Annotated in this window: 21 protein-coding genes; 4 read left to right on the top strand and 17 right to left on the bottom strand. The window is 74.3% G+C overall.

Annotated features, from left to right (window positions below):
• Positions 1 to 226: 226 nt before the first annotated feature.
• The gene (locus tag ACWCHM_RS23680; protein ID WP_454219865.1) at positions 227 to 2,860 is read right to left on the bottom strand and encodes a transposase; all 2,634 of its coding nucleotides are present in this window, start codon (positions 2,858 to 2,860) and stop codon (positions 227 to 229) included.
• A gap of 41 nt (positions 2,861 to 2,901) precedes the next feature.
• A complete protein-coding gene (locus ACWCHM_RS23675; RefSeq protein WP_454219863.1) occupies positions 2,902 to 3,900 on the bottom strand; it encodes a DNA primase in 999 nt (332 codons plus the stop codon).
• A 188-nt stretch (positions 3,901 to 4,088) separates the two neighbouring features.
• Here ACWCHM_RS23675 and ACWCHM_RS23670 point away from each other — a divergent pair, with 188 nt between their 5' ends.
• Positions 4,089 to 4,430 carry a PadR family transcriptional regulator gene (locus ACWCHM_RS23670; protein WP_204956389.1) on the top strand — a complete coding sequence of 114 codons (342 nt, stop codon included), beginning with the start codon at positions 4,089 to 4,091 and terminating at the stop codon, positions 4,428 to 4,430.
• Positions 4,431 to 4,467: 37 nt separating this feature from the next.
• Here the strand turns inward: ACWCHM_RS23670 and ACWCHM_RS23665 are convergent, their stop codons facing one another.
• The 10 genes from ACWCHM_RS23665 to deoC all read right to left on the bottom strand — a co-directional run bounded on the left by ACWCHM_RS23665 (position 4,468) and on the right by deoC (position 15,769).
• A complete protein-coding gene (locus ACWCHM_RS23665) occupies positions 4,468 to 5,136 on the bottom strand; it encodes a permease prefix domain 1-containing protein (protein ID WP_454219861.1) in 669 nt (222 codons plus the stop codon).
• A gap of 89 nt (positions 5,137 to 5,225) precedes the next feature.
• The gene (gene cydC, locus ACWCHM_RS23660; protein WP_454219860.1) at positions 5,226 to 7,064 is read right to left on the bottom strand and encodes a thiol reductant ABC exporter subunit CydC; all 1,839 of its coding nucleotides are present in this window, start codon (positions 7,062 to 7,064) and stop codon (positions 5,226 to 5,228) included.
• Positions 7,061 to 8,743, bottom strand: a complete 1,683-nt coding sequence (gene cydD / locus ACWCHM_RS23655; RefSeq protein ID WP_454219859.1) for a thiol reductant ABC exporter subunit CydD — start codon at positions 8,741 to 8,743, stop codon at positions 7,061 to 7,063. Before cydD ends, cydC begins: the two co-directional genes overlap by 4 nt.
• On the bottom strand, positions 8,740 to 9,747 hold the full coding sequence (locus ACWCHM_RS23650; protein ID WP_454219858.1) for a cytochrome d ubiquinol oxidase subunit II: 1,008 nt from the start codon (positions 9,745 to 9,747) through the stop codon (positions 8,740 to 8,742). The genes cydD and ACWCHM_RS23650 overlap by 4 nt, the downstream gene beginning before the upstream one ends.
• A gap of 12 nt (positions 9,748 to 9,759) precedes the next feature.
• The gene (locus ACWCHM_RS23645) at positions 9,760 to 11,013 is read right to left on the bottom strand and encodes a cytochrome ubiquinol oxidase subunit I (protein WP_454219856.1); all 1,254 of its coding nucleotides are present in this window, start codon (positions 11,011 to 11,013) and stop codon (positions 9,760 to 9,762) included.
• Positions 11,014 to 11,110: 97 nt separating this feature from the next.
• Positions 11,111 to 12,016, bottom strand: coding sequence for a M56 family metallopeptidase (locus ACWCHM_RS23640; protein WP_204956395.1), 906 nt, complete (start codon positions 12,014 to 12,016; stop codon positions 11,111 to 11,113).
• A 10-nt stretch (positions 12,017 to 12,026) separates the two neighbouring features.
• Positions 12,027 to 12,509 (bottom strand): BlaI/MecI/CopY family transcriptional regulator, encoded by a 483-nt coding sequence (locus ACWCHM_RS23635; RefSeq protein WP_204927437.1) that lies wholly within the window; start codon positions 12,507 to 12,509, stop codon positions 12,027 to 12,029.
• Positions 12,510 to 12,562: 53 nt separating this feature from the next.
• Positions 12,563 to 13,387 carry an aldehyde dehydrogenase family protein gene (locus tag ACWCHM_RS23630; RefSeq protein ID WP_454219854.1) on the bottom strand — a complete coding sequence of 275 codons (825 nt, stop codon included), beginning with the start codon at positions 13,385 to 13,387 and terminating at the stop codon, positions 12,563 to 12,565.
• Complete coding sequence (locus tag ACWCHM_RS23625; protein ID WP_454223159.1) at positions 13,380 to 14,804, bottom strand: aldehyde dehydrogenase family protein; 1,425 nt, start codon at positions 14,802 to 14,804, stop codon at positions 13,380 to 13,382. Before ACWCHM_RS23625 ends, ACWCHM_RS23630 begins: the two co-directional genes overlap by 8 nt.
• A 5-nt stretch (positions 14,805 to 14,809) precedes the next feature.
• On the bottom strand, positions 14,810 to 15,769 hold the full coding sequence (gene deoC / locus ACWCHM_RS23620; RefSeq protein ID WP_454219853.1) for a deoxyribose-phosphate aldolase: 960 nt from the start codon (positions 15,767 to 15,769) through the stop codon (positions 14,810 to 14,812).
• A gap of 150 nt (positions 15,770 to 15,919) precedes the next feature.
• Between deoC and upp the strand changes: the two genes are divergently transcribed.
• The gene (gene upp / locus ACWCHM_RS23615) at positions 15,920 to 16,552 is read left to right on the top strand and encodes a uracil phosphoribosyltransferase (RefSeq protein WP_088643926.1); all 633 of its coding nucleotides are present in this window, start codon (positions 15,920 to 15,922) and stop codon (positions 16,550 to 16,552) included.
• Between the two features lie 206 nt (positions 16,553 to 16,758).
• Positions 16,759 to 17,442, top strand: coding sequence for a GOLPH3/VPS74 family protein (locus tag ACWCHM_RS23610; protein ID WP_454219851.1), 684 nt, complete (start codon positions 16,759 to 16,761; stop codon positions 17,440 to 17,442).
• Between the two features lie 54 nt (positions 17,443 to 17,496).
• On the opposite strand, the gene ACWCHM_RS23605 is transcribed toward ACWCHM_RS23610, so the two are convergent.
• The 5 genes from ACWCHM_RS23605 to ACWCHM_RS23585 all read right to left on the bottom strand — a co-directional run bounded on the left by ACWCHM_RS23605 (position 17,497) and on the right by ACWCHM_RS23585 (position 23,242).
• Complete coding sequence (locus ACWCHM_RS23605; protein ID WP_454219850.1) at positions 17,497 to 17,700, bottom strand: DUF397 domain-containing protein; 204 nt, start codon at positions 17,698 to 17,700, stop codon at positions 17,497 to 17,499.
• Between the two features lie 48 nt (positions 17,701 to 17,748).
• Entirely contained in the window at positions 17,749 to 17,952 is a 204-nt protein-coding gene (locus tag ACWCHM_RS23600) for a DUF397 domain-containing protein (RefSeq protein ID WP_454219849.1), read from the bottom strand.
• The gene (locus ACWCHM_RS23595; protein WP_281900591.1) at positions 17,945 to 18,829 is read right to left on the bottom strand and encodes a helix-turn-helix domain-containing protein; all 885 of its coding nucleotides are present in this window, start codon (positions 18,827 to 18,829) and stop codon (positions 17,945 to 17,947) included. Before ACWCHM_RS23595 ends, ACWCHM_RS23600 begins: the two co-directional genes overlap by 8 nt.
• 488 nt (positions 18,830 to 19,317) lie before the next feature.
• Positions 19,318 to 20,994, bottom strand: coding sequence for a phospho-sugar mutase (locus tag ACWCHM_RS23590; RefSeq protein ID WP_454219848.1), 1,677 nt, complete (start codon positions 20,992 to 20,994; stop codon positions 19,318 to 19,320).
• A 91-nt stretch (positions 20,995 to 21,085) separates the two neighbouring features.
• Positions 21,086 to 23,242 (bottom strand): protein kinase domain-containing protein, encoded by a 2,157-nt coding sequence (locus ACWCHM_RS23585; RefSeq protein WP_454223157.1) that lies wholly within the window; start codon positions 23,240 to 23,242, stop codon positions 21,086 to 21,088.
• A 230-nt stretch (positions 23,243 to 23,472) separates the two neighbouring features.
• On the opposite strand from ACWCHM_RS23585, the gene ACWCHM_RS23580 reads away from it, so the two are divergent.
• Positions 23,473 to 25,056: an acyl-CoA mutase large subunit family protein gene (locus tag ACWCHM_RS23580; protein WP_204956402.1), complete on the top strand. Its 1,584-nt coding sequence runs from the start codon at positions 23,473 to 23,475 to the stop codon at positions 25,054 to 25,056.
• The last annotated feature ends 86 nt before the right edge of the window (positions 25,057 to 25,142 follow it).

Genomic DNA, 25,142 nt, shown 5'->3' with positions numbered 1-25,142 from the left:
CGGGAGGCACGTCCCCGGCGGTCGTGTCCGCATGGCATGGAGATGCCTGTGGCCCGGCCCGCAGAGAGGTCTGGTGTCCCAGCCTGTACGCCGGCTCTGTGGGCCGCTGGGCGGGCGGACGGCCTGCGAGAGGGTCAGGGGGGACAGGGCGGCTGCGGTTAGGCCCGTACGACGTCGCTGGCCCGACCGGATGCACCGGTCGGGCCAGCGGTGAGCCGTCAGACGGTCAGGAGCGGTAGCCGGCGGAGCGGAACTCGTACTCCCGGTCGTCTTCCCGCTCGGTCGGGTCCCGGCTGAAGTCCCAGCCGCCGGCCGCCTCCCGGCCGGGCCGACCGCCGACGGCGAAACCGCCGATCTCCTGGCCGCGCCGCCAACCGCGGAAGTAGCCGGTGGTGTTCTCGGCGAGGCTCGCCGCGTCCCGGACGATCCGCAGCGGACGCTCCTCGCGCAGCGGGGAACCAGGCACCAGGTTGGCCTGCGGGACCCGCTTGGGCAGCCCGGCGGAGGTCTCCGCGCCCACGGCCGGCTGCGCCACCTTCTCGGCGGCCTGCCAACCGGTGTCCGCGGTGGACGACCACTCCAGGTCGCTCTCGTCGCCGTGCCCGACGAACCACGCCGACTTGGCCTGAGCGAAGATCAGCAGGTCGCCGTCGCCCTCGTCGGAGACCGGCGGCGGCCGGTGCTCCATCGGCGCGGGACGGCGCTCGACAGGTTCCGGCCGCCGTTCCAGGCCCGGCCGCTCGCCGCGTGCCGGCGACCGGTCGAGCCGGTCGGGGCGGTCGGCCCGGTCGAGTCGTTCCGGCCGCTCGGCCCGGTCGAGCCGCTCGGGGCGGTCCAGCCGCTCGGCCCGGTCGAGTCGTTCGGGGCGGTCGGCGGGGCGGTCCAGTCGACCCGGCCGCTCGGCCCGGGTGGGGCGGTCCACCTGCTCCACCCGGTCGGCCCGATGGGGTCGCCCGGCCCGGCCGGCCTCGTCCCGGTCGACCAGCCGCAGCGGCGGGGTGTCCAGGTGCGGGTCGGCGGGGGCGTTGTCCAGTCCGTCCCGCAGGGCCCGGTCGGCCAACGGCGGCGGCTCCACCAGCCGCAGCATCGGCGGTTCCTGTGGCAGGTCGTCGGCGAGCCACGGGGGGGTGATCCGGCGTCCGGCACCCGCGTCGGTGGGGGCGGCGGCCGGCCGGCCGGCCCGCTCGCCGTACGCCGGCACCACGGGATTGTTGGCGGAGCTGTCGGCCGGGTCCTCCGGGTTGTTGACCAGCGGCCAGTTCGCCCGCGACCCGGGCGGGGCGGTGGGCTGCTCCGGCTCGGGCCGGCCGACCGGCACCGGGACGTTCAGGTCGGTGGCGCTGAATCCGCCGGTGGGGGTGGAGAGCGCGCCGGTGGTCTTCGGCCGGGGCGGGATCACGGTGCGCTGCCGCTCGGCGCGGGCGTTGTTGATCGCGGCGGTGGTCAGCGTCGGCCGGAACGGCTCGCCGGCCTCGGCGGGGGGCACGGTGCCGCGCTGCGCCGGAGCGATCGGGGTGATCCCCGGCGGGGGCGGCGGCGGTGCCGAGACCGGCCGGTTCGTCGGGGCGTCCATTCCGCGCCGGATCGGCGGGATCATGGTGGTCGGCGCTTCCGACGCGCGACGGGCCGCGGGCATCCCCGGGTCGGTACGCGCGGGCGGCACCGAGGTCGGCAGGCTGGCGGCGGCCGGGGTGACCGGGGCCGGTGCCACCGGCGGCGGGGTGACCGGGGCGGGTGCCACCGGCGGCGGGCCGAGCGGGCGGGGTGCGGCAGGCATGCCACTGCCGGGGACCGGCTCGGGGCGGCTACGACGACCTGTCGGTACCGGCGGTGCCGGCTCGGCGGGCCGGACCGCACGCAGCCCGGGGCCGGTGCCGCTGATTCCGGTCAGCTCGGCGACCTGCTCGCCGCGACGGGCGGCGGCGCGGCGACCGGGCAGCGGGTTCGGCGCACTGACCCGGGTGGCGAGCGCGCCCACCAGGGCCTCGCAGCCGGCGTCGCAGGCGCGTACCGCGGCCACCGACTGCCGGACGGTCTCGGCGACGGCGGAGGTGAGCGCCCGGTTGACGGTGGCCCGGCGCGGGGTTTCGGAGACGGCCACCCGCAGCGCGGTGACCGCCGCCTCGATCTCCCCGGCCTCGGCGAGCCCGTCGGCGGTGAGCCGTGCGGTGACCGCCTCGGCGGCCACCGACATGTCCCGGCCCCGCGCCGAGGTGCCGGTGAGCATGTTCGGCTCGGGCAACGCGTCGAGGACGGCCAGGGCCACCGGCTCGGCCGGGTCGGGGTAGGCCCGCAGGGCCGCCGGGTAGAGCTCGCGGAGCACCTCGCGCAGCGCCACGGCCGCGGAGTGCCGGCCGCTGGACAGGGCGGCGTGGGCGGCGAGGACCTGCTTGAAACCGGCCAGGTCCCGGGGTGCCGGCAGGGTGACCGCGGAGAGCGCACCGGCCTGGAGGGCACGGGCCAGGCCCACCGCCCGCCGCTCGGCCGGCGCGGACTGCATCTCCTCCAGGGAGTCGTCGTCGGCGAACCGCTCGGCGAAATCGTCGACCGAGTCGTCGTCGGCTATCGCGAGTGGACGGCCGGCCGCGCTCAGCAGTGAGGTGACCGCGTGGTCGTCGCTGTCCGCGGCGATCGCCACGCCACTCGGCCCGCCCGACCGCTCCACGAACAGCGTGACGAGCCTGGCGTAGCCGGCCGCGTCGTCACTGACCTCGTAGACATGCAGCAGACGGCCTGCGTCGTCGACCACGGCGGACGTCAGCGTCGATCCGGCCGCGGCCGGTCGGTCGGCCGGATCTGCCGAGGCCAGACCGCAGTACACGCGCACGAGCGCCAAGGCGTCGTCCTCCTCCCGGGACACCGGTCTATTCACTGCCAGCCACTGATGCTCCCCGCTCGGGGTCAGTCGCGCCAGTCCACGACGGCAGAGATCTTGCCGACAATGGTGCGCCATCCCAAGCTTGCGGTCTGGGCCCCGATTTTTTTCAGCCGCCTACGGCCGAGAAAACCACCGACTCCGCCGTTGACAGAAGCGCGCAGGGCCTCATCGAGGTCGTCCAGGCTGGAACCGGCCGAGAGCATGTCCAGTACGGCGGGCAGCCGCAGCGCGTACGACAGGTCGCGGGCGACCTCGCCGGCCTCGATGAGCAGGGTCGGGTCCCACGTGTCGTGCCCGCCGCGCAGGTTCTCCACGACCAGGTCGAGCTCGTAGGTGTCCTCGTCGCGCGGGGCGATGTCGGCGGGCTCCACCCGTTCGGACAGTTCATTCCAACCGTCCAGTTGGGACATGTCGTTGGGCGCGCCGGAGCGGACGAAGCTGACCAACGACTCGGGCGTCTTGAACAGCAGCAGCCGGCCCTTGTGGCTCAGGAAGACCGGCACCTCCTCGTCGCCCTCGGCGTCGGCTTCGTCGTCGCCGCCGTCGGTGTCCGTGTCGTCGTCGGCGGCGTCCGCGTCGACGGTGTCCGCGTCATCCGCGTCGTCGGTGTCGCGCTTGCGGTCGGACCGCTTGCCGTCGCCCCCGGCCTTGGCGTCCGCCTCGTCGTCCTCGGCCGTGAGCGCGGCGAACTCCTCGTCGAGGATGATCACCTCGTCGTCGTCCTCGGCCTCGACGACCTGACGCCGGGCCAGGAAGGGGTCGTCCTCGTCGCGCTCGACGACGTCCGTCGGGGTCAGCTCGCGCGCCGGCCGGTACGCCCGGAGCGTGAAGCCGGTGCCGGCGGGCAGGGCGATCTCGACCGGATCGATGTTCAGCTCGTCCCAGAGCGAGCGGTCGACCGGGCCGGGCTCCACGTCGGGCTCGGCCGGCCCATCGGTGTCGTCGAGCTCGGGTTCGTCGGCGTCGGGCCGTTGGGGCGACTGGCGGGCCACGCTGACCTCCGTGTGCGTCGGTTTGCCCACCCGACGGCCTCGCGGTCGCCGAGTGACTCTGGGCACATACCCTAATGGGCGTCCCTGCGTCGGCGGACCCCGCACCCCGACGACGCCGTGAACCCGCACCTCGGCGGCCCTGCGCACCAGCACCTCGACGGCGTCGCGAGCCGGGTGGTGCTGGCGGTCCGGCGGGCCGACAAGTAGCGTGGCTACACATGAAGGCTCAGGCGCTGCACGGCCATCTCGACGCCCTGCTCCTGGCCGTGCTGGAGCAGGGGGAACTGCACGGCTACGCCGTCATCGAGGCCCTGCGCGCCCGCAGTGACGGGCAGCTCGACCTGCCGACGGGCACCATCTACCCGGCGCTGCGTCGGCTGGAGCGGGCGGGCCACGTGGCCAGCTCGTGGAGCACCGTCAACGGTCGGGAGCGGCGCACCTACCGGCTCACCGACTCCGGCCGGACGTCGCTGGCCGGCGAACGGGCCGGCTGGCGCGAGTTCAGCGCGACCGTCGGCCGGTTCCTCGACCCCGCCACCCCACCCGCCGCACCGGCCTGACCCCGCCCCGGCCGGTCGACCCTCGCCCGGGTGCGGGTCAGCGGGCGGCCACCAGCCACAGCCGGGTGGCCCGGAAGAGCGTGAAGTAGGCGGATCCGGCCAGCACCGACCCGATGATCATCGGCGGCCAGGTCAGGGCGGCGTCCCACAGCCCGACGGACCAGGCGAACAGCGCCACCCCGGCGACCGCACCGACGACCAGCGTGCCGGCCAGCCCCAACCCGAGCAGCCGCTCGACAGGCGGGTCGGTCCGGCCCCGCCGGGCCGCCCAGCGCCCGCCCACCAGGGCCGCCAGCGCCAACCCGGCCACGACCAGCCAGATCCCGTTCATCGAGGCGGCGAGCACCTGGTAGGCCGGCGGCGGTGCCGGCCCGCCGCTCCAACTCGACCCCCGCCAGGTCAGGTCGCCGCCGAGGGTCAGCACCACGGCGATCAGCAGCGCCCGCCGGGACAGCCCGCGCAACGCCCCGGCGGCCAGTTCCGCCTGGTACGCCGGGGCCAGCTCGGCCGGCGTCCCGAAGTCGGCCACGGCCCGCCGCTCGGCCTCCCGCGCCGGCAGACCCCGCTCCCGGTACGCCTCGGTGGCGTCGTCAAGCGCGTCCCGTACCTCGTGGAGCAGTTCGGTCCGCAGCCGTGCCGGACCCCGCAGCCGGGACCCCAGGTCCCGCAGCCGCTCGTCGATCCCCGTCCCGTCGCAGGCACGCATGACACCACCCTGTCACGCGCCGGTACGCCCGCGCGTCGGGGAGATCCCCGGACCCGCGCTCCGGGCCGGCCGGCGACCGTCGTGCCGGATCAGGGCGTCAGGGCCAGGTAACCGCGCTCGGCGGCCGTCTGGAGCAGCCACTGCTCCCGGTACCAGCCGGGGGTGGCGACCAGGTCGGTGTGCCGTCCCCGCTGGACGATCCGCCCGGCGTCGAGCACCACGATCTCGTCCAGCCCGGCCAGGCCGCTGAGCCGGTGGCTGATCACCAGCACCGAGCGCCCGGCGGGAGTGGCCGCCAACGTCCCGGCCAGCACCGCGTCCGCGGCGACCGGGTCGAGCCCCTCGGTCGGCTCGTCCAGCACCAGGACGCCGGGCGCGGCGAGCAGGGCCCGGGCCAGCGCGAGCCGCTGCCGCTGCCCACCGGAGAGCTGTCCGCCCTCCTCGCCGACCACGGTGTCCCAGCCGTCCGGCTGCTCCCGTACCCAGTCCAGCAGGCCGGCGGCGCGGGTCGCCCCGACCAGTTCCGCCTCGTCCGCGTCCGGCCGGCCGAGCAGCAGGTTCTCGCGGACCGAGGCGTGGAATACGTACGCCTCGGCGAGCAGGCCACCGACCGCCCGGGGCAACGCCTCGGGCGGGTACGTCGAGACGTCCCGGCCGGCGAGGGTGACCCGGCCGGCGTCGGGTCGTACCGCCCCGGTCAGCACGGCGGCCAGGGTGCTCTTGCCCGCGCCGCTCGGCCCGACCACCGCGATCCGGCGTCCGGCGGGCAGGTCGAGGTCGAATCCGGCCAGCGCGGGGGCGGCTCCCTGCCGGTACCGGACGACGACCCCCTCGAACCGCACGTCGGACCCCGTCGTGGTCGCGTCCACCGGGACACCGTCCGCCGCGTCGGTGCCGGGTTCCGGGGTCGGCTGCTGCCGACCGGGCCCGGCCCCGGGGTCACCGTCGGTGGCGTCGTCGAGCAGGGCGGCCACCCGGGCCAGGCCGGCGCGGAGCTGGGTGTGCTGGCGTGCCGCGCCGACCAGCGCCAACGCGATCTCCACCGCGGCGAGGGTGCCGACAGCGAGCACCCCGACCAGCACCCCGGCCACGTCGGCCCGGAGCGCGGCGAGCACCACCCCGGCGGCGGTCAGCCCGGCCACCAGCACCCCGGCCGCGTCCACCGCGAACCCGGTCGCGGCGAGCCGGCGTTCCAGCCGGGCCAGCCGGTCGGCGCGCCGGGTCGCGGCCCGTAGCGCCTGCCCGGTGGCCCCGAAGGCGGCCAGGTCGGCGGCACCGTGGGTGAGGTCGACGGCGTCGGTGGCGAGCGCGCCGCGCAGCGGCGCGACCTCGTCGGCGGCCCGGCGGGTCAGCGCGGTGGCCAGCACCGGCAGCGCCACCCCGGCGACCAGCAACCCGACCGTGAGCACCCCGGCGGCGGGCAGCGAGACCAGCGCGGCCCCGCCGACGGCCAGTACCCCGACCAGGGCGGCCGCCGCCCCGGGCACGAGTACCCGCAGTAGCAGGTCCTGGACCGCCTCGACGTCGGAGACCAGCCGGCTCAGGGCGTCCCCGCTGCGCTGGCCGGTGGGCCCGGAACGGGCGGCGAGGCTGGCGAAGACGCGGGCCCGGACGTCGGTGATCAAGCGGAGCACGGCGTCGTGACCGGCGAGCCGTTCGGTGTAGCGCAGCACGCCCCGGCTGACGGCCAGTGCCCGGACGGCGACGATGGCGACGGTGAGCCGGTCCAGCGGTGGCTGGCCGGCGGCGCTCATCAGCAGCCAGGTGGCGGTGGCCATCAGGGCCAGGCCGGCGAGTTCGGTGGCCGACGCGAGCAGCCCGGCCCCGACCAGCCGGCCCAGGTACGGTCGGGCCAGCCGCAGCACCACCCGCTCGGGTCTGGTGCCCGGCGGCGGGCCTCCCGCGCCGGGGGGAGGGACGGTGCTCATCGGCCGGCCTCCGCGGTCGGGGTCAGCTCGGTGACCCGGCCGGCGGCGACGTGCAGCACCCGGTCGGCGTCGGCCAGCAGGGCCGGCCGGTGCGCCACCAGCAGGGCGGTACGTCCGGCGACCAGCCGTCGGGTGGCGTCCAGGACGGTCGTCTCGCTCGCCGTGTCCAGCCGGGCCGTCGGCTCGTCGAGCAGCACCAGCGGGGCGTCCCGGAGGAAGGCACGGGCCAGGGCGACCCGCTGCCGCTGGCCGCTGGACAGCCCGTGGCCGCGCTCGCCGAGCAGGGTGCCCAGCCCGTCGGGCAGGGCGGTGACCACCTCGTCCAGCGCGGCGTCGGCGACCGCGCGGGCCAGGTCGGCGTCGGGGGTGTCGGGCGCGCCGAGCCGGATGTTGTCGGCGAGCGTGGCGGCGAACAGGTGGGCGCGCTGCGGCACCCAGGCGATCTGCCGCCGCCACTGCTCGGGGTCGACCTCGGCCAGGTCGGTGCCGTCGACGGTGATCCGACCGGCGGTCGGGGTGACGAAGCCGAGCAGCAGACCGAGCAGGGTGCTCTTGCCGGCGCCGCTCGGCCCGACGACGGCGATCCGTTCGCCGGGCCGGATGGTGAGCGTGACGTCCCGCAGGGCGGTGGTCCGCTCGTAGGCGACGGTGACGCCGGAGAGGACGATCTCGCCGCTGCCGGACGGCGTCCGGGCGGGTCCGGTGGCCGCCGGGCGGCCGACCGGACCGGCGGGTACGGCGGAGACGGTCAGCGCCTCGTCCAGCGCGGTGAGCCCCTCCATGCTGGCGTGGAACCGGCTGCCGGCGGCCCGCAACGGCAGGTACGCCTCCGGGGTGAGCAGCAGCACCAGCAGCGCGGTGGCCAGGGTGATGCCGCCGTCGAGCAGCCGGATGCCGACCGGCACCGCGACCAGCGCCACCGACAGGGTGGCGACCAGTTCCAGCACCAGCGCGGAGAGGAAGGCGATCCGCAGGGTCTTCATGGTGGCGATCCGGTGCCCGTCGGCCATCCGGCGGACCACCCCGGTCTGGGTCCGGGCCCGGCCGAACGCGCGCAGGGTGGGCAGCCCGGCCACCATGTCGAGGAAGTGCCCGCCGAGCATCGACAGCCGCCGCCACTGCCGTTCGGTGGCGGCCTGGGCCTGCCAGCCGAGCAGCGCGCCGAAGACCGGGATCAGCGGGAGGGTGAGCACGATGATCAGGGCCGAGCTCCAGTCGGCGAAGACCAGCCGGGCCAGCACGGCGGCCGGCACGGTGACGCTGAGCACGAGCTGGGGGAGGTAGCCGGTGAAGTAGGCGTCCAGCGCGTCGAGGCCGCGCCCGGTGAGGGTGGCGAGCTGGCCGGCCCGCTGGCCGGCGACCCAGCCGGGCCCGTGCCGGCCGACGGCGGCCAGCAGGTCGGCGCGGAGGGTGGCCTTCACGGTGGCGGCGGCCCGTGCGGCGGCGGTGCCCTGCCCCCAGGTGACCAGGGCCCGGCCGCCGACGGCGACGACGAAACCGGCCAGCGCGCCGGTGTCCAGCCGGCCGTCGATGGCGGTCGCGAGCACCGTGGCCAGGGCGGTGGCCTGCGCGACGACCAGCAGCGCGGTGAGCCCGCCGAGGGCGGCGAGCACGGCGAGGTCGCGCCGGGCCGCGGGGACCCGGCGCAGCAGACGCGGGTCGAAGGGACGGCGGTTCACCAGTACACCGGTGCCCTGCCGTCGGTCCGTCCCCGGAACACCCACCAGCACATTGCCTGGAAGCCTAGTAGGGCCGGCAGGAGGGGCGGCAGCAGCCAGCCCAGCAGCTGCAACGTGGGCCCGCTGGCCGCCGCGTCGGTGACGGTCACGGTGGCCGCCGGGTCGACCGTGGAGACCAGCACGGCCGGCCAACGGGCCACCCCGACGAGGGCCACCGGTAGCGCCAGGGCCGCGCCGGTGGCGACCAGGGCCACCCCGGGCCGACCCCGGCGCAGCGCCGCGCGGGCCGCCAGCAGCGCCCCGACCAGCGCCACCACCAGCAGTACGGCGGGCAGCGGCTGGCGGGTCGCCGCGCGTACCCGGTCGGAGAGCAGGCCCAGCGCGGTGGCCGTGGCGACCGCGGCGAGCGCCCCGACGAGCAGCCGGCGGGCCAGCCGGGCGGTCGCCGGGGCGTCGGCGGCCGGCAGGCGCAGGGTGAGGAACGTCGCACCGTGCGCGGCGGCCAGGGTGAGCAGGGCGAGCCCGGTGGCGGCGACGAACGGGGTGGCCAGGTGGGTCTGCCCGGCGACGTGGCCGGTGGCGTCGATCGGCAGGCCCTGGAGCAGCCCGGCGAGCAGAGCGCCCCAGCCGAAGGCGGCCAGCGCGCTGCCGGCCACGATCACCCGGTCCCCGCCGCGGCGGGCGGCCGGGCCGGTCGGCCGGCTGCGGAGCTGCACCCCGGCGGTGACCAGGATCACCCCGACCAGCGCCCCGGCCACGGCGGGGTAGTGGCCGGAGAGGAGTTCGCCCTCCAGGGTGGGGAACGCGCCGAAGAGGATGCCGACGGCGGCCACCAGCCACACCTCGTTGCCGAGGAAGAACGGGCCGAGCGCGGTGAGTCGGGCGCGGTGGGCGGCCGGGGTGTCGCGCCGGGCGAGCAGCAGCCCCACTCCGTAGTCGTAGCCGGCGAGGACGAGGTAGCCGGCGAAGAAGAAGCCGAGCAGGGCGTACCAGAGCAGGGGCATCGGGGGGTCCTCTCAGGCGAGGGCGGGGATGGGCCGGGAGCGGTCGTCGTCGGGTGTGCCGGGCGGGCGGCCGAGGGCCGGGTCGACGGCGCCCCGGGCGGCGTGCCGGGCGAGCAGCGTCCAGTTGGTGACGGCGAGCGCGCCGAGCAGCAGGCTGAACCCGATCAGCGAGGCGAGCATCAGGCCCGGGTCGACCCGGGAGACGGCCTGGTCGGTGGGGAGCAGCCCGTACGCGGCCCAGGGTTGGCGGCCGACCTCCCGGGCGAGCCAGCCGAGGATCACCGCGACGAACGGCAGCGGCAGGGCGAGCAGGACGAGCCAGAGCGGGAAGCGCAGCCGGATCGCCAGGTCCCGCCAGAGCAGCGGCAGCAGCAGCCACACGCAGCCCAGGGTGAACCCGATCAGGATCATGAAGCCGAGTCCGACGTTGGACAGCGCCGGTGGGGTGTAGTCACCGGGGCCGAACCGGGTGGTCCACTCGGCGATCCGGGCGTCGGCGGTCGGGCCGGTGTCGAACTTGGTGGGTTGCAACTCGCCGACCGGCCCGAACTGGGCGAAGCCGAAGCCCTGCACCAGGCTGACCGACAGGGCGGCGGTGACCAGCCCGATCCGCAGCGCGGTGCGGTGCAGGGCGACGTCGGCGGTCCGTCGGATCAGGTGCCAGGCGCTGACGGAGGCCATCAGCATGCCGCCGGTGAGCAGGCTGGCGGCGATCACGTGGCCCAGCGCCATGCCGAGGGTGGGGTTGGTGAGCAGGGCCCCGATGTCGGTCAGGTGGGCGACCCCGTCGTCGACCCGGTAGCCGACCGGGTGCTGGAGCCAGGCGTTCGCCACCATGATCCAGAAGGCGGAGGCGTACGCGGTGAGCGCGACCCCCCAGAGCAGCGCCAGGTGGACGCCGCGCCGCAGCCGCTGCCAGCCGAAGATCCACATGCCGAGGAACGTCGACTCCAGGAAGAACGCCACGAGCGTCTCGATCGCCAGTGGGGCCCCGAAGACGTTGCCGACGTAGCGCGACAGCCCGCTCCAGTTCAGCCCGAACTGGAACTCCATCACGATGCCGCTGGCGATGCCGAGCACGTAGTTGATCACGTAGAGCTGGCCCCAGAACCGGGTCAGCCGTTCCCACTTCGGGTCCCCGGTCAGCGCCCAGGTGGTCTGGAGGCCGACCAGCAGGGTGACCAGGCCGAGGGTGACCGCCACGAAGAGGAAGTGGATCGAGGTGGTGGTGGCGAACTGGAGGCGTGCGAGGAGCAGGGTGTCCATGGACCTCTCCAGAGGTAGTCCCGCTTGTCGTAGCGATGCTACACGTAGCCTGGCTACCTATAGGCGCGCGTGGCACCGCCGGCCGACGCGGGCGGCGTCAGCTCAGGAACAGCGAGATCGGCAGGGCGGCCAGGGTGGTCGTCACCGCCAGCGCGGCGGCCCCGAGCAGCCGGGGCGGCCGGTCGGCGACCAGCAGCCGCTGCACCCGGACGTCGAGGTCCCGGTCACCGAGACCGAGCGTGCCGGCGGGGGTGATCCGGTGCCCGGCGGCGGCGAACCGGCGCAGCGCCCCCGCCAGCGGCGCCTCGGCGTGCAGCGCACGGGCCTTGTCGTCGGCCCGCATCTCGACCAGCAGGGCGACCCGCTCGTGGGCGGCACCGACCCAGCGGAACCACGGCAGCGCCCGGCGCAGCGCGGTGAACGGCAACAGCACCAGGTCGTGCCGCTCCTGGGCGTGCGCCCGCTCGTGGGCGAGCACCGCCGCCAACTCGGCCCGGTCCAGCAGGCTGAGGGTGCCGGCGCTGACCACCACCCGGGGCCGCACCCCGGGCAGGCAGTACGCGGCGGCGCCGGGATGGTCGAGCACCAGCGCGCCGGGGATCGCCGGGTCCCGGCGGGCCACCAGGGTGAGCAGGTCCCGGTGCCGGCGCTGGGCCCGCACCGTGGAGTACACGCTGCGGACGGTGGTGCCGAGCAGCACCGCGCCGATGCCGAAGCCGACCCCGACCAGACCCAGGTGGACGGCGGTCACCCCGGCCGGCAGCGTGCCGTGGGCCAGGTCGTCGGCGAGGGCCAGCAGCGCCCCGCCGGTCGGCCTGTCGTACGCGGTCAGCCCGAGCGCCATCGGCAGGCCCATCGCGGACAGGCCGAGCGCCAGCCCGACCGCCTGCCAGCAGACGATCGCGACCCGGGGGGCCCGCCACGTCCAGGTGGCGCGGGCCAGCACCTGGGCGGTCAGCCAGCAGGCCAGGACCGCCCCGGCGAAGTGCACGGCGTACGCCACGGCGGTCGCCCTACCGGTCCGTGGCCTCGTCGACGGCCCTGGCCCGGCCGGCGCGCGGGTCACCGACCCGGTCGGTCAGCCCGGCCCCGGTCGACCCGGCGTCGGGTCCGGCCGGTGCGGGGTCGGTCAGCCCCGCCTCCGCGCCGAGCGCCGCCCGCAGCACCTCGGCCTCGGTGCCGGTCACCGAGCGGGCGAACCGCACCAGTGCGGCGTCCCGGCTGCCACCGAGGTCGAGGGCGTCGAGCATGAGCTGGGCGATGTGCGCCTCGCGGCTGGCGGCGGCCCGGTAACGCCAGGCCCGCCCCTCGCGTTCGCGCTGCACCATGCCCTTGCCGGCGAGCCGGTCCAGCACCGTCATCACCGTCGTGTACGCCAACTCGCGCCCGTCCAGCGCCTCGGCGACCTCGCGTACGGTCACCCCGTCCGACGTGCCCGGGACCCCGTCCCAGAGCACGTCCATCACCGCCCGCTCAAGATCGCCCAACCGAGTCACCAGGTAATCCTACCCCCGGTAGTAGAACCCCTCCGGGGGCAGGACACCCGTGATCACACCCCCTTGGGGTGCCAGACCGTCTTCGTCTCCAGCAGCGCGGTCATCCGGCCCAGACCCGGGTCGCCCGTCCAGTCGTGGTCGGCCGGGACCGGTCGGAGCACCCGCTTGAGGTTCTCCGCCGCCCTGGCCTCCAGGTCGGTCGCCAGATCGGCATCGGTCACCCCGGCCAGGTCGATCGCGTTGACGTCCAGGTGCGCGGCCAGCGTCGGCGCGGTCTCGGTGATCCGGCCGGTGAGCAGGTTGACCACCCCGCCGGGCAGGTCCGAGGTGGCCAGCACCTCGGCCAGGGTCACCGCCGCAAGCGGTGCCGCCGGGGACGCCGCCACCACCACCGTGTTGCCGGTGACGATGGCCGGGGCGATCACGCTGACCAGGCCGAGCAGTGCCGGGGCCTCGGGGGCCACCACGGCCACCACCCCGGTCGGCTCGGGCGCGGACAGGTTGAAGTACGGCCCGGCGACCGGGTTCGCGCCGCCGTACACCTGGGGGAGCTTGTCGGCCCAGCCGGCGTACCAGACCCAGCGGTCGACCGCCGCGTCCACCTCGTCGCCGGGGACGCCGAGCGCCACGAACTGCTCGCGGCGGCCCTCCAGCATCTCGGCCACCCGGTAGAGAATCTGACCCCGGTTGTACGCGGTCGCGCCGGCCCAGCCCTGCACGGCGGCGCGGGCGGCGACCACGGCGTCCCGCGCGTCCTTACGGGAGGCCAGTGACACGTTCGAGTCCTGCACGAGATACGACCGTCCCGACTCGCTGCGCGGGAACTTCCCGCCGATGAAGAGCTTGTACGTCTTGCGTACCGCGACCCGCTCAGACATTGAGGTACGCCTCCAGCCCGTGCCGGCCACCCTCGCGGCCGTAACCCGACTCCTTGTAGCCGCCGAACGGCGAGGTCGGGTCGAACTTGTTGAACGTGTTGGCCCAGACCACCCCGGCGCGCAGCCGGTCGGCGGTCCACAGGATGCGCGAGCCCTTGTCGGTCCAGATCCCGGCCGACAGCCCGTACGGCGTGTTGTTGGCCTTCTCCACGGCCTCGGCCGGGGTGCGGAAGGTCAGCACGGACAGCACCGGGCCGAAGATCTCCTCGCGGGCGACCCGGTGCGCCTGGGTGACCCCGGTGAAGATGGTCGGCGCGAACCAGAACCCCCGCTCGGGCAGCTCGCACGGCGGCGACCACCGCTCGGCACCCTCGGCGGCTCCGGCGTCGGACAGCTCCCGGATGCGGGCGAGTTGGGCGGCCGAGTTGATCGCCCCGACGTCGGTGTTCTTGTCCAGCGGGTCACCGACGCGCAGCAGCGCCATCCGCCGCTTGAGCGCGTCGAGCACCTGCTCGGCGACGTTCTCCTGGACCAGCAGCCGGGAACCGGCGCAGCAGACGTGACCCTGGTTGAAGAAGATGCCGTTGACGATCCCCTCGACGGCCTGGTCGATCGGCGCGTCGTCGTAGACGATGTTGGCGGCCTTGCCGCCCAGCTCCAGGGTGACCTTCTTGCCGGTGCCGGCCACCGACCGGGCGATGGCCTTGCCGACCTCCGTGGAGCCGGTGAACGCGACCTTGTCCACGCCCGGGTGCTCCACCAGCGCCCGGCCGGTGTCGCCCGCGCCGGTGACGATGTTGACCACGCCGGCCGGCAGGTCGGCCTGCTGGCAGATCTCGGCGAACAGCAGCGCGGTCAGCGGGGTGGTCTCGGCGGGCTTGAGCACCACCGTGTTGCCGGCGGCCAGCGCCGGGGCGACCTTCCAGGCCAGCATGAGCAGCGGGAAGTTCCACGGGATGACCTGCGCGGCCACCCCGAGCGGTCGCGGTTCGGCCCCGAATCCGGCGTACGGCAGCTTGTCGGCCCAACCGGCGTAGTAGAAGAAGTGCGCGGCGACCAGCGGCAGGTCGACGTCCCGGGACTCCCGGATCGGCTTGCCGTTGTCCAGCGACTCCAGCACCGCCAGCTCGCGGGAACGTTCCTGGACGATCCGGGCGATCCGGTACAGGTACTTGGCCCGGTCCCGGCCCGGCATCGGACCCCACACCGTGTCGTACGCCGTGCGGGCGGCGCGGACCGCCCGGTCGACGTCCCGGGTGCCGGCCCAGGTGACCTCGGCGAGCACCTCCTCGGTGGCCGGGTTGACCGTCTTGTCGAGGTGCTCGCCGTCGATGAACTCGCCGTCGATGAACAGCCCGTAGGACGACCTGATGTCGACGATCGCGCGCGACTCGGGCGCAGGGGCGTATTCGAACATCATGCTCAGTCCAGGGTGAAGTAGTCGGGACCGGAGTAGGTGCCGGTCGTCAGCTTGGTGCGCTGCATGAGCAGGTCGTTGAGCAGGCTGGACGCGCCGAACCGGAACCAGTCCGGGTTGAGCCAGTCGGCACCGACGGTCTCGTTGACCATGACCAGGTACTTGATCGCGTCCTTGGTGTTCTTGATCCCGCCGGCCGGCTTGACGCCTACCTGCCGCCCGGTGGCGGCCCGGAAGTCGCGGACCGCCTCCAGCATCACCAGGGTCACCGGCAGGGTGGCGGCGACCGGGACCTTGCCGGTGGAGGTCTTGATGAAGTCGCCGCCGGCCAGCATCGCCAGCCAGGAGGCCCGCCGGACGTTGTCGTAGGTGGCCAGCTCGCCGGTCTCCAGGATCACCTTGAGGTGGGCGTCCCCGCACGCCTCCTTGGTGGCGACGATCTCGTCGTAGACCTCGGCGTAGCGGCCGGCCAGGAACGCGCCCCGGTTGATCACCATGTCGATCTCGTCGGCCCCGGCGGCGACGGCCGCCCGGGTGTCGGCGAGCTTGACGTCCAGCGGCGCCTGCCCGGACGGGAACGCGGTCGCCACGCTGGCCAGGTGCACGGCGCTGCCGCGCAGCACCTCGGCCACGTGCGGCACCATCGCCGGGTAGACGCAGACCGCGCCGACGTGCGGGCAGGTCGGGTCGGCCGGGTCCGGCCGCAGCGCCTTGGCGGCCAGGGCGCGCACCTTGCCCGGGGTGTCGGCCCCCTCCAGGGTGGTCAGGTCGACCATCCGGATGGCCAGGTCGATCGCCTGCGCCTTGGCGGTGGTCTTGATCGAGCGGGTGCCGAGCTGTGCCGCCCGCTGCTCCGCGCCGACCTGGTCCACCCCGGGCAGGCCGTGCAGGAAGGTCCGCAACGCGGTCTCGGATCGCCCCAGCTCGGACAGGTCCGACCGGGCCGACGTCGTTGTCGCCGTCATGCCCCGAATACTACGCAGCCGCGAGTCGGGTGATCCTGGTCACAGCGCCTCGGGGTGACCGGCCCGACCCGCCGGGCCGGGGGTGAGCGACGTCGCCGCCCGCCGCGCACCCGTACTCCCGGCCGACCGGGACCGGTAGGTTGAGCGATCGTGGACGTACACGTCATTGACCACCCGCTCGCCCAGTCCCGGCTGACCGCCATGCGGGACGCCCGGACCGACTCGTCGTCGTTCCGGGCCGCGCTGCACGAACTCACCACCATGCTGGTGTACGAGGCCGCGCGCACCTTCCCCGTCGAGAAGTACCCGGTGCAGACCCCGGTCACCGGTGCCGAGGGGACCCGGCTGGCGAACCCGCCGCTGCTGGTGCCGGTGCTGCGGGCCGGGCTCGGGATGGCCGACGCGGCGCTCGGGCTGTTGCCGGAGTCGTCGATGGGCTTCGTCGGCCTGGCCCGCGACGAGGAGACGTACGAGCCGCGCGCGTACATGGAGTCGCTGCCCCGGGAGTTGGCCGGTCTGCCGGTACTGGTGCTCGACCCGATGCTGGCCACCGGCGGTTCGCTGGAGCACTGCTGCCGGCTGCTCGCCGACCGGGGCTGCACCGACATCACCGTGCTCTGCGTGCTCGCCGCGCCGGTCGGCATCGCCCGGCTGGAACGGTCGGGGCTGCCGCTGCGGCTGGTCACCGCGTCGATCGACGAGGGGCTGAACGACAACATGTTCATCGTCCCCGGCCTCGGTGACGCCGGTGACCGCCAGTTCGGCGGAATGCCCCGCTTCTGACCGGCCCGGCGTGCGGCCGGCATGCCCCGCTCAGTTTGCGGCCGGCAGGCCCCGTTTCCGGCCCGTCCGGCTCCGGTGTTTCCGGGCTGGGCGGGTGGGCGGCCGGCACGTCGCGGGGGAGTGGTCGGACCGGCCGTGGGGGTCGCCTTCCCACCCAGAGCGAGTCGGTGAGCGCGGGGTGCGTTCAGGCGCTACCGTCTCGGGCCATGACTGGTGTTGCGCTGGCGGAGGAGTTGTTGCTCCTCGCGTATGACGATGAGACCGGCAAGGCGACCATGCCCCGGATCAGCCTCGACCTGGGGATGGCCGCCGCCGTCCTGGTCGAGCTGGCCCTTGCCGGCCGGATCGCGTACGTCGATGGGAACCTGGCGGTGACCGACCCGACGCCGGTCGGCGAACCGATCCTGGACGGGGTGCTGGGCCGGATGGCCGCCGACACCCCGCACAGCCCCTCCTCCTGGGTGCAGCGGCTGCGGCACGGCCTGCGTGACCGCATCCTCGGCGACCTCGTCGACCGGGGCGTGGTGCGCGACGTCGAGGAGACCGAGCTGGACTTCATCGTGGTGCACCGCTACCCGACCACCGACCCGTCGGTGGAGCAGGACAGCCGGCGGCGGCTGGCCGAGGCGTTGGCCGGCGAGCAGCTTCCCGACGAGCGGACGGCGGCGCTGGCCACCCTGGTGGCGGTGCTGCGGATGGAACCGGCGCTCGGCCTGACCGGCAGCGCCGCGCAGGACGCCCGGCGTCGGCTGGAGGAGATCGCCGGCGGGGCCGGGTTCTCCGGCACGATCAGCCTGGAGGAGTCGGTGGTCCGCCCGTCGGTCGCCCTGGTGGTCACCGCCCTCGGCCAGGCCGTCGACCAGGCACTCGGCAAGCGCGCCGTGGGCTGACCCGGCTTTCCCGGGCGGGTGCGGCGGCTTTGGCGGATACGCGAGGGCCGGTCCTCAGCGGGTGAGTCGGTGCGCCTTGACGTCGGTGACGAAGGCGGACCAGGCGGTGGGTGCGACGGTGAGGGTCGGGCCGGTCGGGTCCTTGCTGTCCCGGATGCCGATGATGCCGGGGAGGTTGTCGGCCACCTCGACGCACTCGCCGCCGTTGGTGCCGCTGCGGGTGCTGGTGCGCCAGCGGGCGTCGGTCAGGTCACTCATGGCACTCTCCCCGGATCGCGTCGATCAGCTCGGTCGATTGTCGTGCCGTCAGTGGGTCAGCCGGTGCGCCTTGACGTCGGTGACGAAGGCGGACCAGGCGGTGGGTGCGACGGTGAGGGTCGGGCCGGTCGGGTCCTTGCTGTCCCGGATGCCGATGATGCCGGGGAGGTTGTCGGCCACCTCGACACAGTCGCCGCCGTTGGTGCCGCTGCGGGTGCTGGTGCGCCAGCGGGCGTCGGTCAGGTCAGGCATGGCACTCTCCCCGGATTGCGTCGATCAGCTCGGTCGATTGTCCCGCGTCGAGGGCGAGGGAATCCAGCCCCTTCCATACCCGCTCGTAGGCGGCGATCTCCGCCGGCTGGTCGAGGTAGAGCGCGCCGGTGAGCCCTTCGACGTAGACGGTCGGCGGCTCGCTCGGGCTGCCGAGCGCCGAGGGTGGGAAGTCGAGCAGCACGAAGGTGCCGGCCTCGGCGGCCAGGGGCGGCCCGGCGGCCAGCGGCAGCACCCGGATCGTGATGTTGTGCCGCTCGCCGACGGCCGCCAGGTGCCGGAGCTGGTCGGCCATCACCGACCGGCCCGGCACCGGGCGGCGCAGCACCGCCTCGCTGAGGATCACCGTCAGCGCGGGGGCCGGTGGGAGCCGCCGGGCCAGCAGCCCCTGCCGCTGGAGGCGGAAGCTCACCGCCCTCTTCTGCTCCTCCTCGCCCAGTTCGGGCCGGTTGTGCTGGAAGAGCGCGGTGGCGTAGCCGGGGGTCTGCAACAGCCCCGGCACCAGCTCGGCGTTGTAATGACGGATGCTGCTGGCGACGTTCTCCAGGCCGACGTAGAGCGAGAACCAGGCCGGCACGGCGCTCCCGTGGGCGTGCCACCAGCCCTCGGCCCGGCTCACCTCGGCCAGCCCCAGCAGCACGCTCGTCTGGTCGGGGGTGGCCCGGTAAAGCTCGCAGAGCACCCGGACGTCAGGCGTCTTGGCCGCCGTCAGACCCCGCTCGATGCGCCAGAGCTTCTGCCGTGAGCAGTCCAACTCCCCGGCCGCCGCTTCGATGCTGAGTCGGGCGTCCTCCCGCAATTGGGTGAGCAGCCTGCCGAGCTGCCGTCGCGGCACGGTCGAACTGTTTGTTTCACGCACCGTGCAACACCTTTCCGGCTGAAATGAAACAACGGGTCGCCGACGATGCAACATCAGAGAGAACGCATACCGGTGACGTCAGGAAAATGGCGAGATCGATGCGCTGATGCTAATCACGCAAGCGGTCGGTGTGCAAGAGGTGACACCCAGTGATGTCGCTGCTGGTCCCAGCTCGCGGGCCCCGACCGAGCCCTGCCCAGCCACCTTCGGCAGGCTGCCCACCAGCCCGGGGCGGGATCGGGCGAATTCGGGGAAGAGTTGCGCCATGTCACCGATACAGCGGCATCCCCGGGCGCGGATACCGCTATTTAACCCACATCGAGTTGACTGCACGGCCGAGACCGCCCTATCGCGGTCGACCGATTCGTTGGATAAGGCCGCACGATGTCGCGGATATAGCGGTATCCACCTCGTCCGGATACCGCTATATCGGCCCCACTGAGTTGATCATGCGCCGGACGCGCGGCGAAGCACGCGGCGGGCCGGGGTCAGATGCCGAGGGCGGTGGCCACCTCGCCGCGCAGCGTGGTGAGCGCCGCCGCCGCGCGGGTCCGGGCCGCCGGCACGTCCCCGTCCGCGACCGGTTCCACCACCTCCAGGTACGCCTTGAGCTTCGGCTCGGTACCCGACGGACGGATCACCACCCGGGCGGCGGCGGTCCGCAGGATCACCACGTCGGCGTCGGGCAGCAGATCCTGCGCTTCGGTGACCGGCGCACCGAGCAGCGTGGTCGGGGTGGCCGCCCGGACCCGGGCCATCGCGTCGGCGATGATCCGCAGGTCGTCCACCCGGACCGACAACTGGTCGGTGTGGTGCACCCCGAACTCGGCGGCCAACTCGTCCAGCCGGTCGGTCAGCGTGCGCCCCTGCGCCTTCAGCCCGGCGGCCAGCTCGGCGACGGTCAGCGCGGCGGTGATGCCGTCCTTGTCGCGTACGTGGTCGGGGGCCACGCAGTAGCCGAGCGCCTCCTCGTAGCCGTACGCCAGTGGCGGGGTACCACCCCCGGCCCGGACGATCCACTTGAACCCGGTCAACGTCTCGTCGTACGCCCGGCCCCGGGCCGTACACATCGCCCGGAGCAGGGACGACGACACGATCGTGGTCGCGTACAGGCCGTCGACGCCGCGCCGCATCAGGTGGTCGGCGAGCAGCACCCCCACCTCGTCCCCGCGCAACATCCGCCACCCCGTCCCGGTGCCGGCCGGCTCGCGGACCACCACCGCGCAGCGGTCGGCGTCCGGGTCGTTGGCGATCGCCAGGTCGGCGTCGGTGGATTGGGCGAGGGCCACCAACCGGTCCACCGCGCCGGGCTCCTCCGGGTTGGGGAAACTGACGGTGGGGAAGGCCGGGTCCGGTTCCGCCTGGTCGGGCACCACGCCCGGGGTCGGGAAACCCGCCCGCGCGAAGGCCGCGGTCAGCACCGCCGCCCCCACCCCGTGCAGCGGGGTGTACGCCACCCGCAGGTCACGCGGCCCGCCCGGGGCGATCACCGCGACGGCCCGTTCCACGTACGCGGCGACCAGGTCGTCGCCGAGCACCTGGCCGGGCGGCCCCAGCGGCACCTGCGCCAGCGGGCCGACCGCCCGGATGGCCGCCTCGATACCGGCGTCGGCCGGCGGCACGATCTGCGCCCCCGCGCCGAGCGCCCCACCGAGCTGGGCACCCAGGTACACCTTGTAGCCGTTGTCCTGCGGCGGGTTGTGGCTGGCCGTCACCATCACCCCGGCCACGCCGCCGAGCTTGCGCACCGCGTAGGCCAGCACGGGCGTGGGCAGTGGCCGGGGCAGCAGCAGCGCCGGCCGGCCCGCGCCGGTGGCGACCTGGGCGGTGCGCTCGGCGAACTCCCGGGAACCGTGCCGGGCGTCGTACCCGATGACCAGCGGACCCTCGCCGCCCTCGGCGGCGAGCCAGCCGACCAGCCCGGCCGCCGCCCGGGTGACCACCGCGAGGTTCATGCCGTTCGGCCCGGCGCGCAGCGGGCCGCGCAACCCGGCCGTGCCGAAGGTCAACGGGCCGGCGAACCGGTCGGCCAGCTCCGGCGCGCTGGCCGGCAGCCGGTCGAGCACGGCCCGCAGCTCGTCCCGGCTGGCCGGGTCGGGGTCGTCGTCGAGCCAGCGTCGAGCCTGGTCGCGCATCCGGTCGAGGTCAGTGCTTTCCGCCGCCATTGCCCCTTGATAGCACGGCGGTGGTTCGCCGGGCCCGGTCGACCCGGATCACCTCGCCGGGCGGACCGGACCGGCCCGCCCGGCGACCGGCTCAGCTGGAGCCGGTGAGCTGGAACGACTTGACCATCTCGTCGAAGATCGGCTTGCTCTCGGTGAACCTGGCGTCGTTGGCGGTGAGGTAGAACGAGTAGATCCGGCCCTCGTGCACCAGACCCCGCCACACGCCGTGCCGCTTGGTGTCGCCCTTGCCGCAGGTGTACTCCAGCTCGGCGGCCGGCTTACCGGCCAGCGTGTTCTCGGTGATCCCCACCTGCTGGTAGGGCTCCACGCAGGACCGGGACCGGGTACGCAGGTTGTCGCCGGCCACCTCGGCCCAGCGGACCGAGGAACTGCCGCCCCGCTCGACCAGGATGCGGACCTTGCGGGTGTCGTCCTGCGGGTCGATGTAGTCGACCCAGTCACCGGCGCTCTTGCGTGCCCACCCCTTCGGCACGTTCACCCGGATGCCCTTGGCGTCGTGCGCCTGCGTCTCGAACCCCCCACCGGCGGGTGCGCTCGGGCCGGCCTGCGGGGGTGGGGTCGACTCCGGGTCGCCGCCGCCGAACAGCGCCACCGCGCCGATCAGCAACACCACGGCCAGGCCGCCGGCCGCCGCGAGCTGGAGCTTGCGCGGCCAGCCCTTCACCGTGCCGACCAGGCGACCGCCGGCACCCTTCGCCCGGCCGAGCGCGCCACCGCCGTCCCCGCCCGGCGGCGGGGGCGGCGACGTCCACGACTGACCGGTGCCGGGGATGGACCACTGCCCGCCGTACACCGCCTGGGTCGGCTCGGCGTTCCCGCCGCTGCCGTAGATGGCCTGGGTCGGCTCCGCCGCCCCGTAGGCGGGCCGGCCGGCCGGGGTGCCCGTGCCGATCCGCTGGGTGGCGTCGGCGGTGCCGCCACCGATGCGCTGGGTGGCCTCCGGCGGGGTGCCCGGGGTGATCCGCTGGGTGGCATCCGGGGTGATCCGCTGGGTGGCCTCGGTCCTGCCGTACGTCCCGGCGACCGGGCCGGTCGGCAACGCGCCGGCGGTGGACCCGGTCGGCGGCATCGCGCCGGTCGGGGTGTGCAGCGGGCCGGCGAGCGCGTCGGCGCTGGTGTCGTCGAGGGCACCGGCGGAGGAGGTCGCCACCGGCTCGGGGCGTTCACCCCGGCGCAGCTTCGCCAGCCGGTCGGTCAGCGACTCACCGGCGGCCAGCATCGCCCGCCCGCCGATCTGCCCGCTCGGCTTCGACTCCGCCGGCGGCGCGGCGATGGCCGGCGGCCCCGACGGACGCTGCACCGGCACCACCGAGTACGGGTCGGTGATCGAGTTGACCGCCGTCGCCGTGCTGGTCAGCGGGCCGGCGAGGAGTTCGCGCAGCATCGCCCGCGCGGTGTGCACGTCGAGCCGGCGGGCCGGGTCCTTCTCCAGCAGACCCATCAGCACCCGGGTCAGCGGGCCGCTGCGCTGCGGGGTGGCCGGCGGGTCCTCGACGACCGCATGCATGGTCTCGATCGGGTCGCCCTTGTCGAACGGGGGACGCCCCTCGACCGCCGTGTAGAGGGTCACGCCGAGCGAGAACAGGTCGCTGGGCGGGCCGAAATCCTGCCCCATGGCGCGCTCGGGGGAGATGAAGTGCGGCGAGCCGAGCACCATCCCGGGGGTGGTGAGCTGGACGTCGGTGGGCATCCGGGCCACCCCGAAGTCGGTCAGCACGCAGCGGCCGTCGGTGCAGATCAGCACGTTCGCCGGCTTGACGTCGCGGTGCAGCACCCCGTTGGCGTGCGCCACCTCCAGCGCGCCGAGCAGCGCGATGCCGATCTTGGCGACCGCGCGCCCGGCCACCGGGCCGTCCTCGATCACCATGTCGGCGAGGCTGCGGGCGTCCAGCAGCTCCATCACGATCCACGGCCGGCCACCCTCGGTGACCACGTCGTACACCTGGACCACGGCCGGGTGCTGGATCGCGGCGGCGGCGCGGGCCTCGCGCAGGGTGCGTTCGTACATTGCATCCCGGTCGCTGGGGGCCAGCCCCGGCGGCAGGACGACCTCCTTGACCGCCACGTCACGTCGCAGCAGGGTGTCTGTCGCGCGCCAGACCGTGCCCATGCCGCCGTTGCCCACCGAGGAGCGCAACTCGTACCGGCCGCCGATGGTGGTGCCGGGTGCTGCGCGTCCGTTGGGAGGACTCACTGGTCCGCCGCTCCACGTCGGGATCTGAGTCACAGGAAAAGCCACCGGGAAAGTCGAGGGGGCTGGGACACAACCTCTCTATCTTGCTGGTTCCGACGCCCGATGCGAAACCCGACGCGGCGGACCTTTGTGCTATCCGACCGTACCCACCCCCGGGTCGAACGGTGTGTACCTGGCCGTTCACCTCCCGTCGACCGATGCCGAACCGAGATGTGCGCCATCCCTCACCCCACCGACGGCCCCCCGCGTCCTACCATCCGTGGATGAGTGAAGCGCGGGCGAGCGAGTCGGGGTTCGCCATCAAGGGTGTGTACACGGCCGCGGACCTCCCCCCGGAGCTGGACTCCCGCCTGGGCGAGCCGGGTCGTTACCCGTACGCCCGCGGGGTCTACCCGACGATGTACACCTCCCGGCCGTGGACGATGCGGCAGTACGCCGGCTTCGGCACCGCCACCGAGTCCAACGCGCGCTACCACCAGTTGCTGAAGGCCGGCACGATGGGCCTGTCGGTCGCCTTCGACCTGCCCACCCAGATGGGCTACGACTCCGACGACGCCATCGCGCACGGCGAGGTGGGCAAGGTCGGGGTGGCGATCGACTCCATCGAGGACATGCGGCTGCTCTTCGCCGGCATCCCGCTGGACAAGGTCTCCACCTCGATGACCATCAACGCGCCCGGCTCGGTGCTGCTGCTGCTCTACCAGCTCGTCGCCGAGGAGAACGGCCTGTCGGGCTCGGCGCTCAACGGCACCATCCAGAACGACATCCTCAAGGAGTACATCGCCCGGGGGACGTACATCTTCCCGCCGAAGCCGTCGCTGCGGCTGGTCGCCGACACCTTCGCGTACTGCCGCAAGGAGGTGCCGAAGTGGAACACCATCTCCATCTCCGGCTACCACATGGCCGAAGCCGGTGCGACGCCCGCGCAGGAGATCGCGTTCACCCTGGCCAACGGCGTGGAGTACGTCCGGGCCGCACTGGCCGCCGGGCTGGCGGTGGACGACTTCGCCCCCCGGCTGTCGTTCTTCTTCGTGGCCCGCACCACCCTGCTGGAGGAGGTCGCGAAGTTCCGCGCCGCCCGGCGGATCTGGGCCCGGCTGCTGCGTGACGACTTCGGCGCGAAGGACCCGAAGTCGATGATGCTGCGGTTCCACACCCAGACGGCGGGGGTGCAGCTCACCGCCCAGCAGCCCGAGGTGAACCTGGTCCGGGTGGCGATCCAGGGGCTCGCCGCGGTGCTCGGCGGCACCCAGTCACTGCACACCAACAGCTTCGACGAGGCGATCGCGCTGCCCACCGAGAAGGCCGCCCGGCTGGCGCTGCGCACCCAGCAGGTGCTGGCGTACGAGACGGATCTGACCGCCACCGTCGACCCGTTCGCCGGGTCGTACGTGGTGGAGGCGATGACCGCCGAGATCGAGACGGCGGTCAACGACCTGATGGACCGGGTCTTCGACCACGGTTCGGCGGTGGACGCGATCGAGGCCGGGTTCCAGAAGCGGGAGATCGAGCAGTCGGCCTACCGGTTCGCCCAGCAGATCGACGCGGGGGAGCGGGTCGTGGTCGGGCTGAACCGGTTCCAGATCGACACCGAGGAGCCGTACGAGCCGCTGCGGGTGGACCCGACGATCGAGGCGACCCAGGCGGAGCGGCTGGCCCGGCTGCGGGCCGAGCGGGACGGCGCGGCGGTCGAACGGGCCCTGGCCGAGCTGCGGACCGCCGCCGAGGGCGACGAGAACGTGCTCTACCCGATGAAGGAGGCGCTGCGGGCCCGTGCCACGGTGGGCGAGGTCTGCGGCACGCTGCGCCAGGTCTGGGGGACGTACCGCCCGAGCGACCGCTTCTGATCTTGGTCGGACCACCACGGTCCCGGGTCGGCGCGCCGCCCGCGACCCGGCGGACGGGCCGACCCCCGACGCTGATCCGCACGGCG

This window comes from Micromonospora sp. SCSIO 07396, from assembly GCF_053667945.1.
The sequence above is the reverse complement of the archived record's forward strand: the minus strand, read 5'-3'. Positions and strand labels throughout refer to the sequence as shown.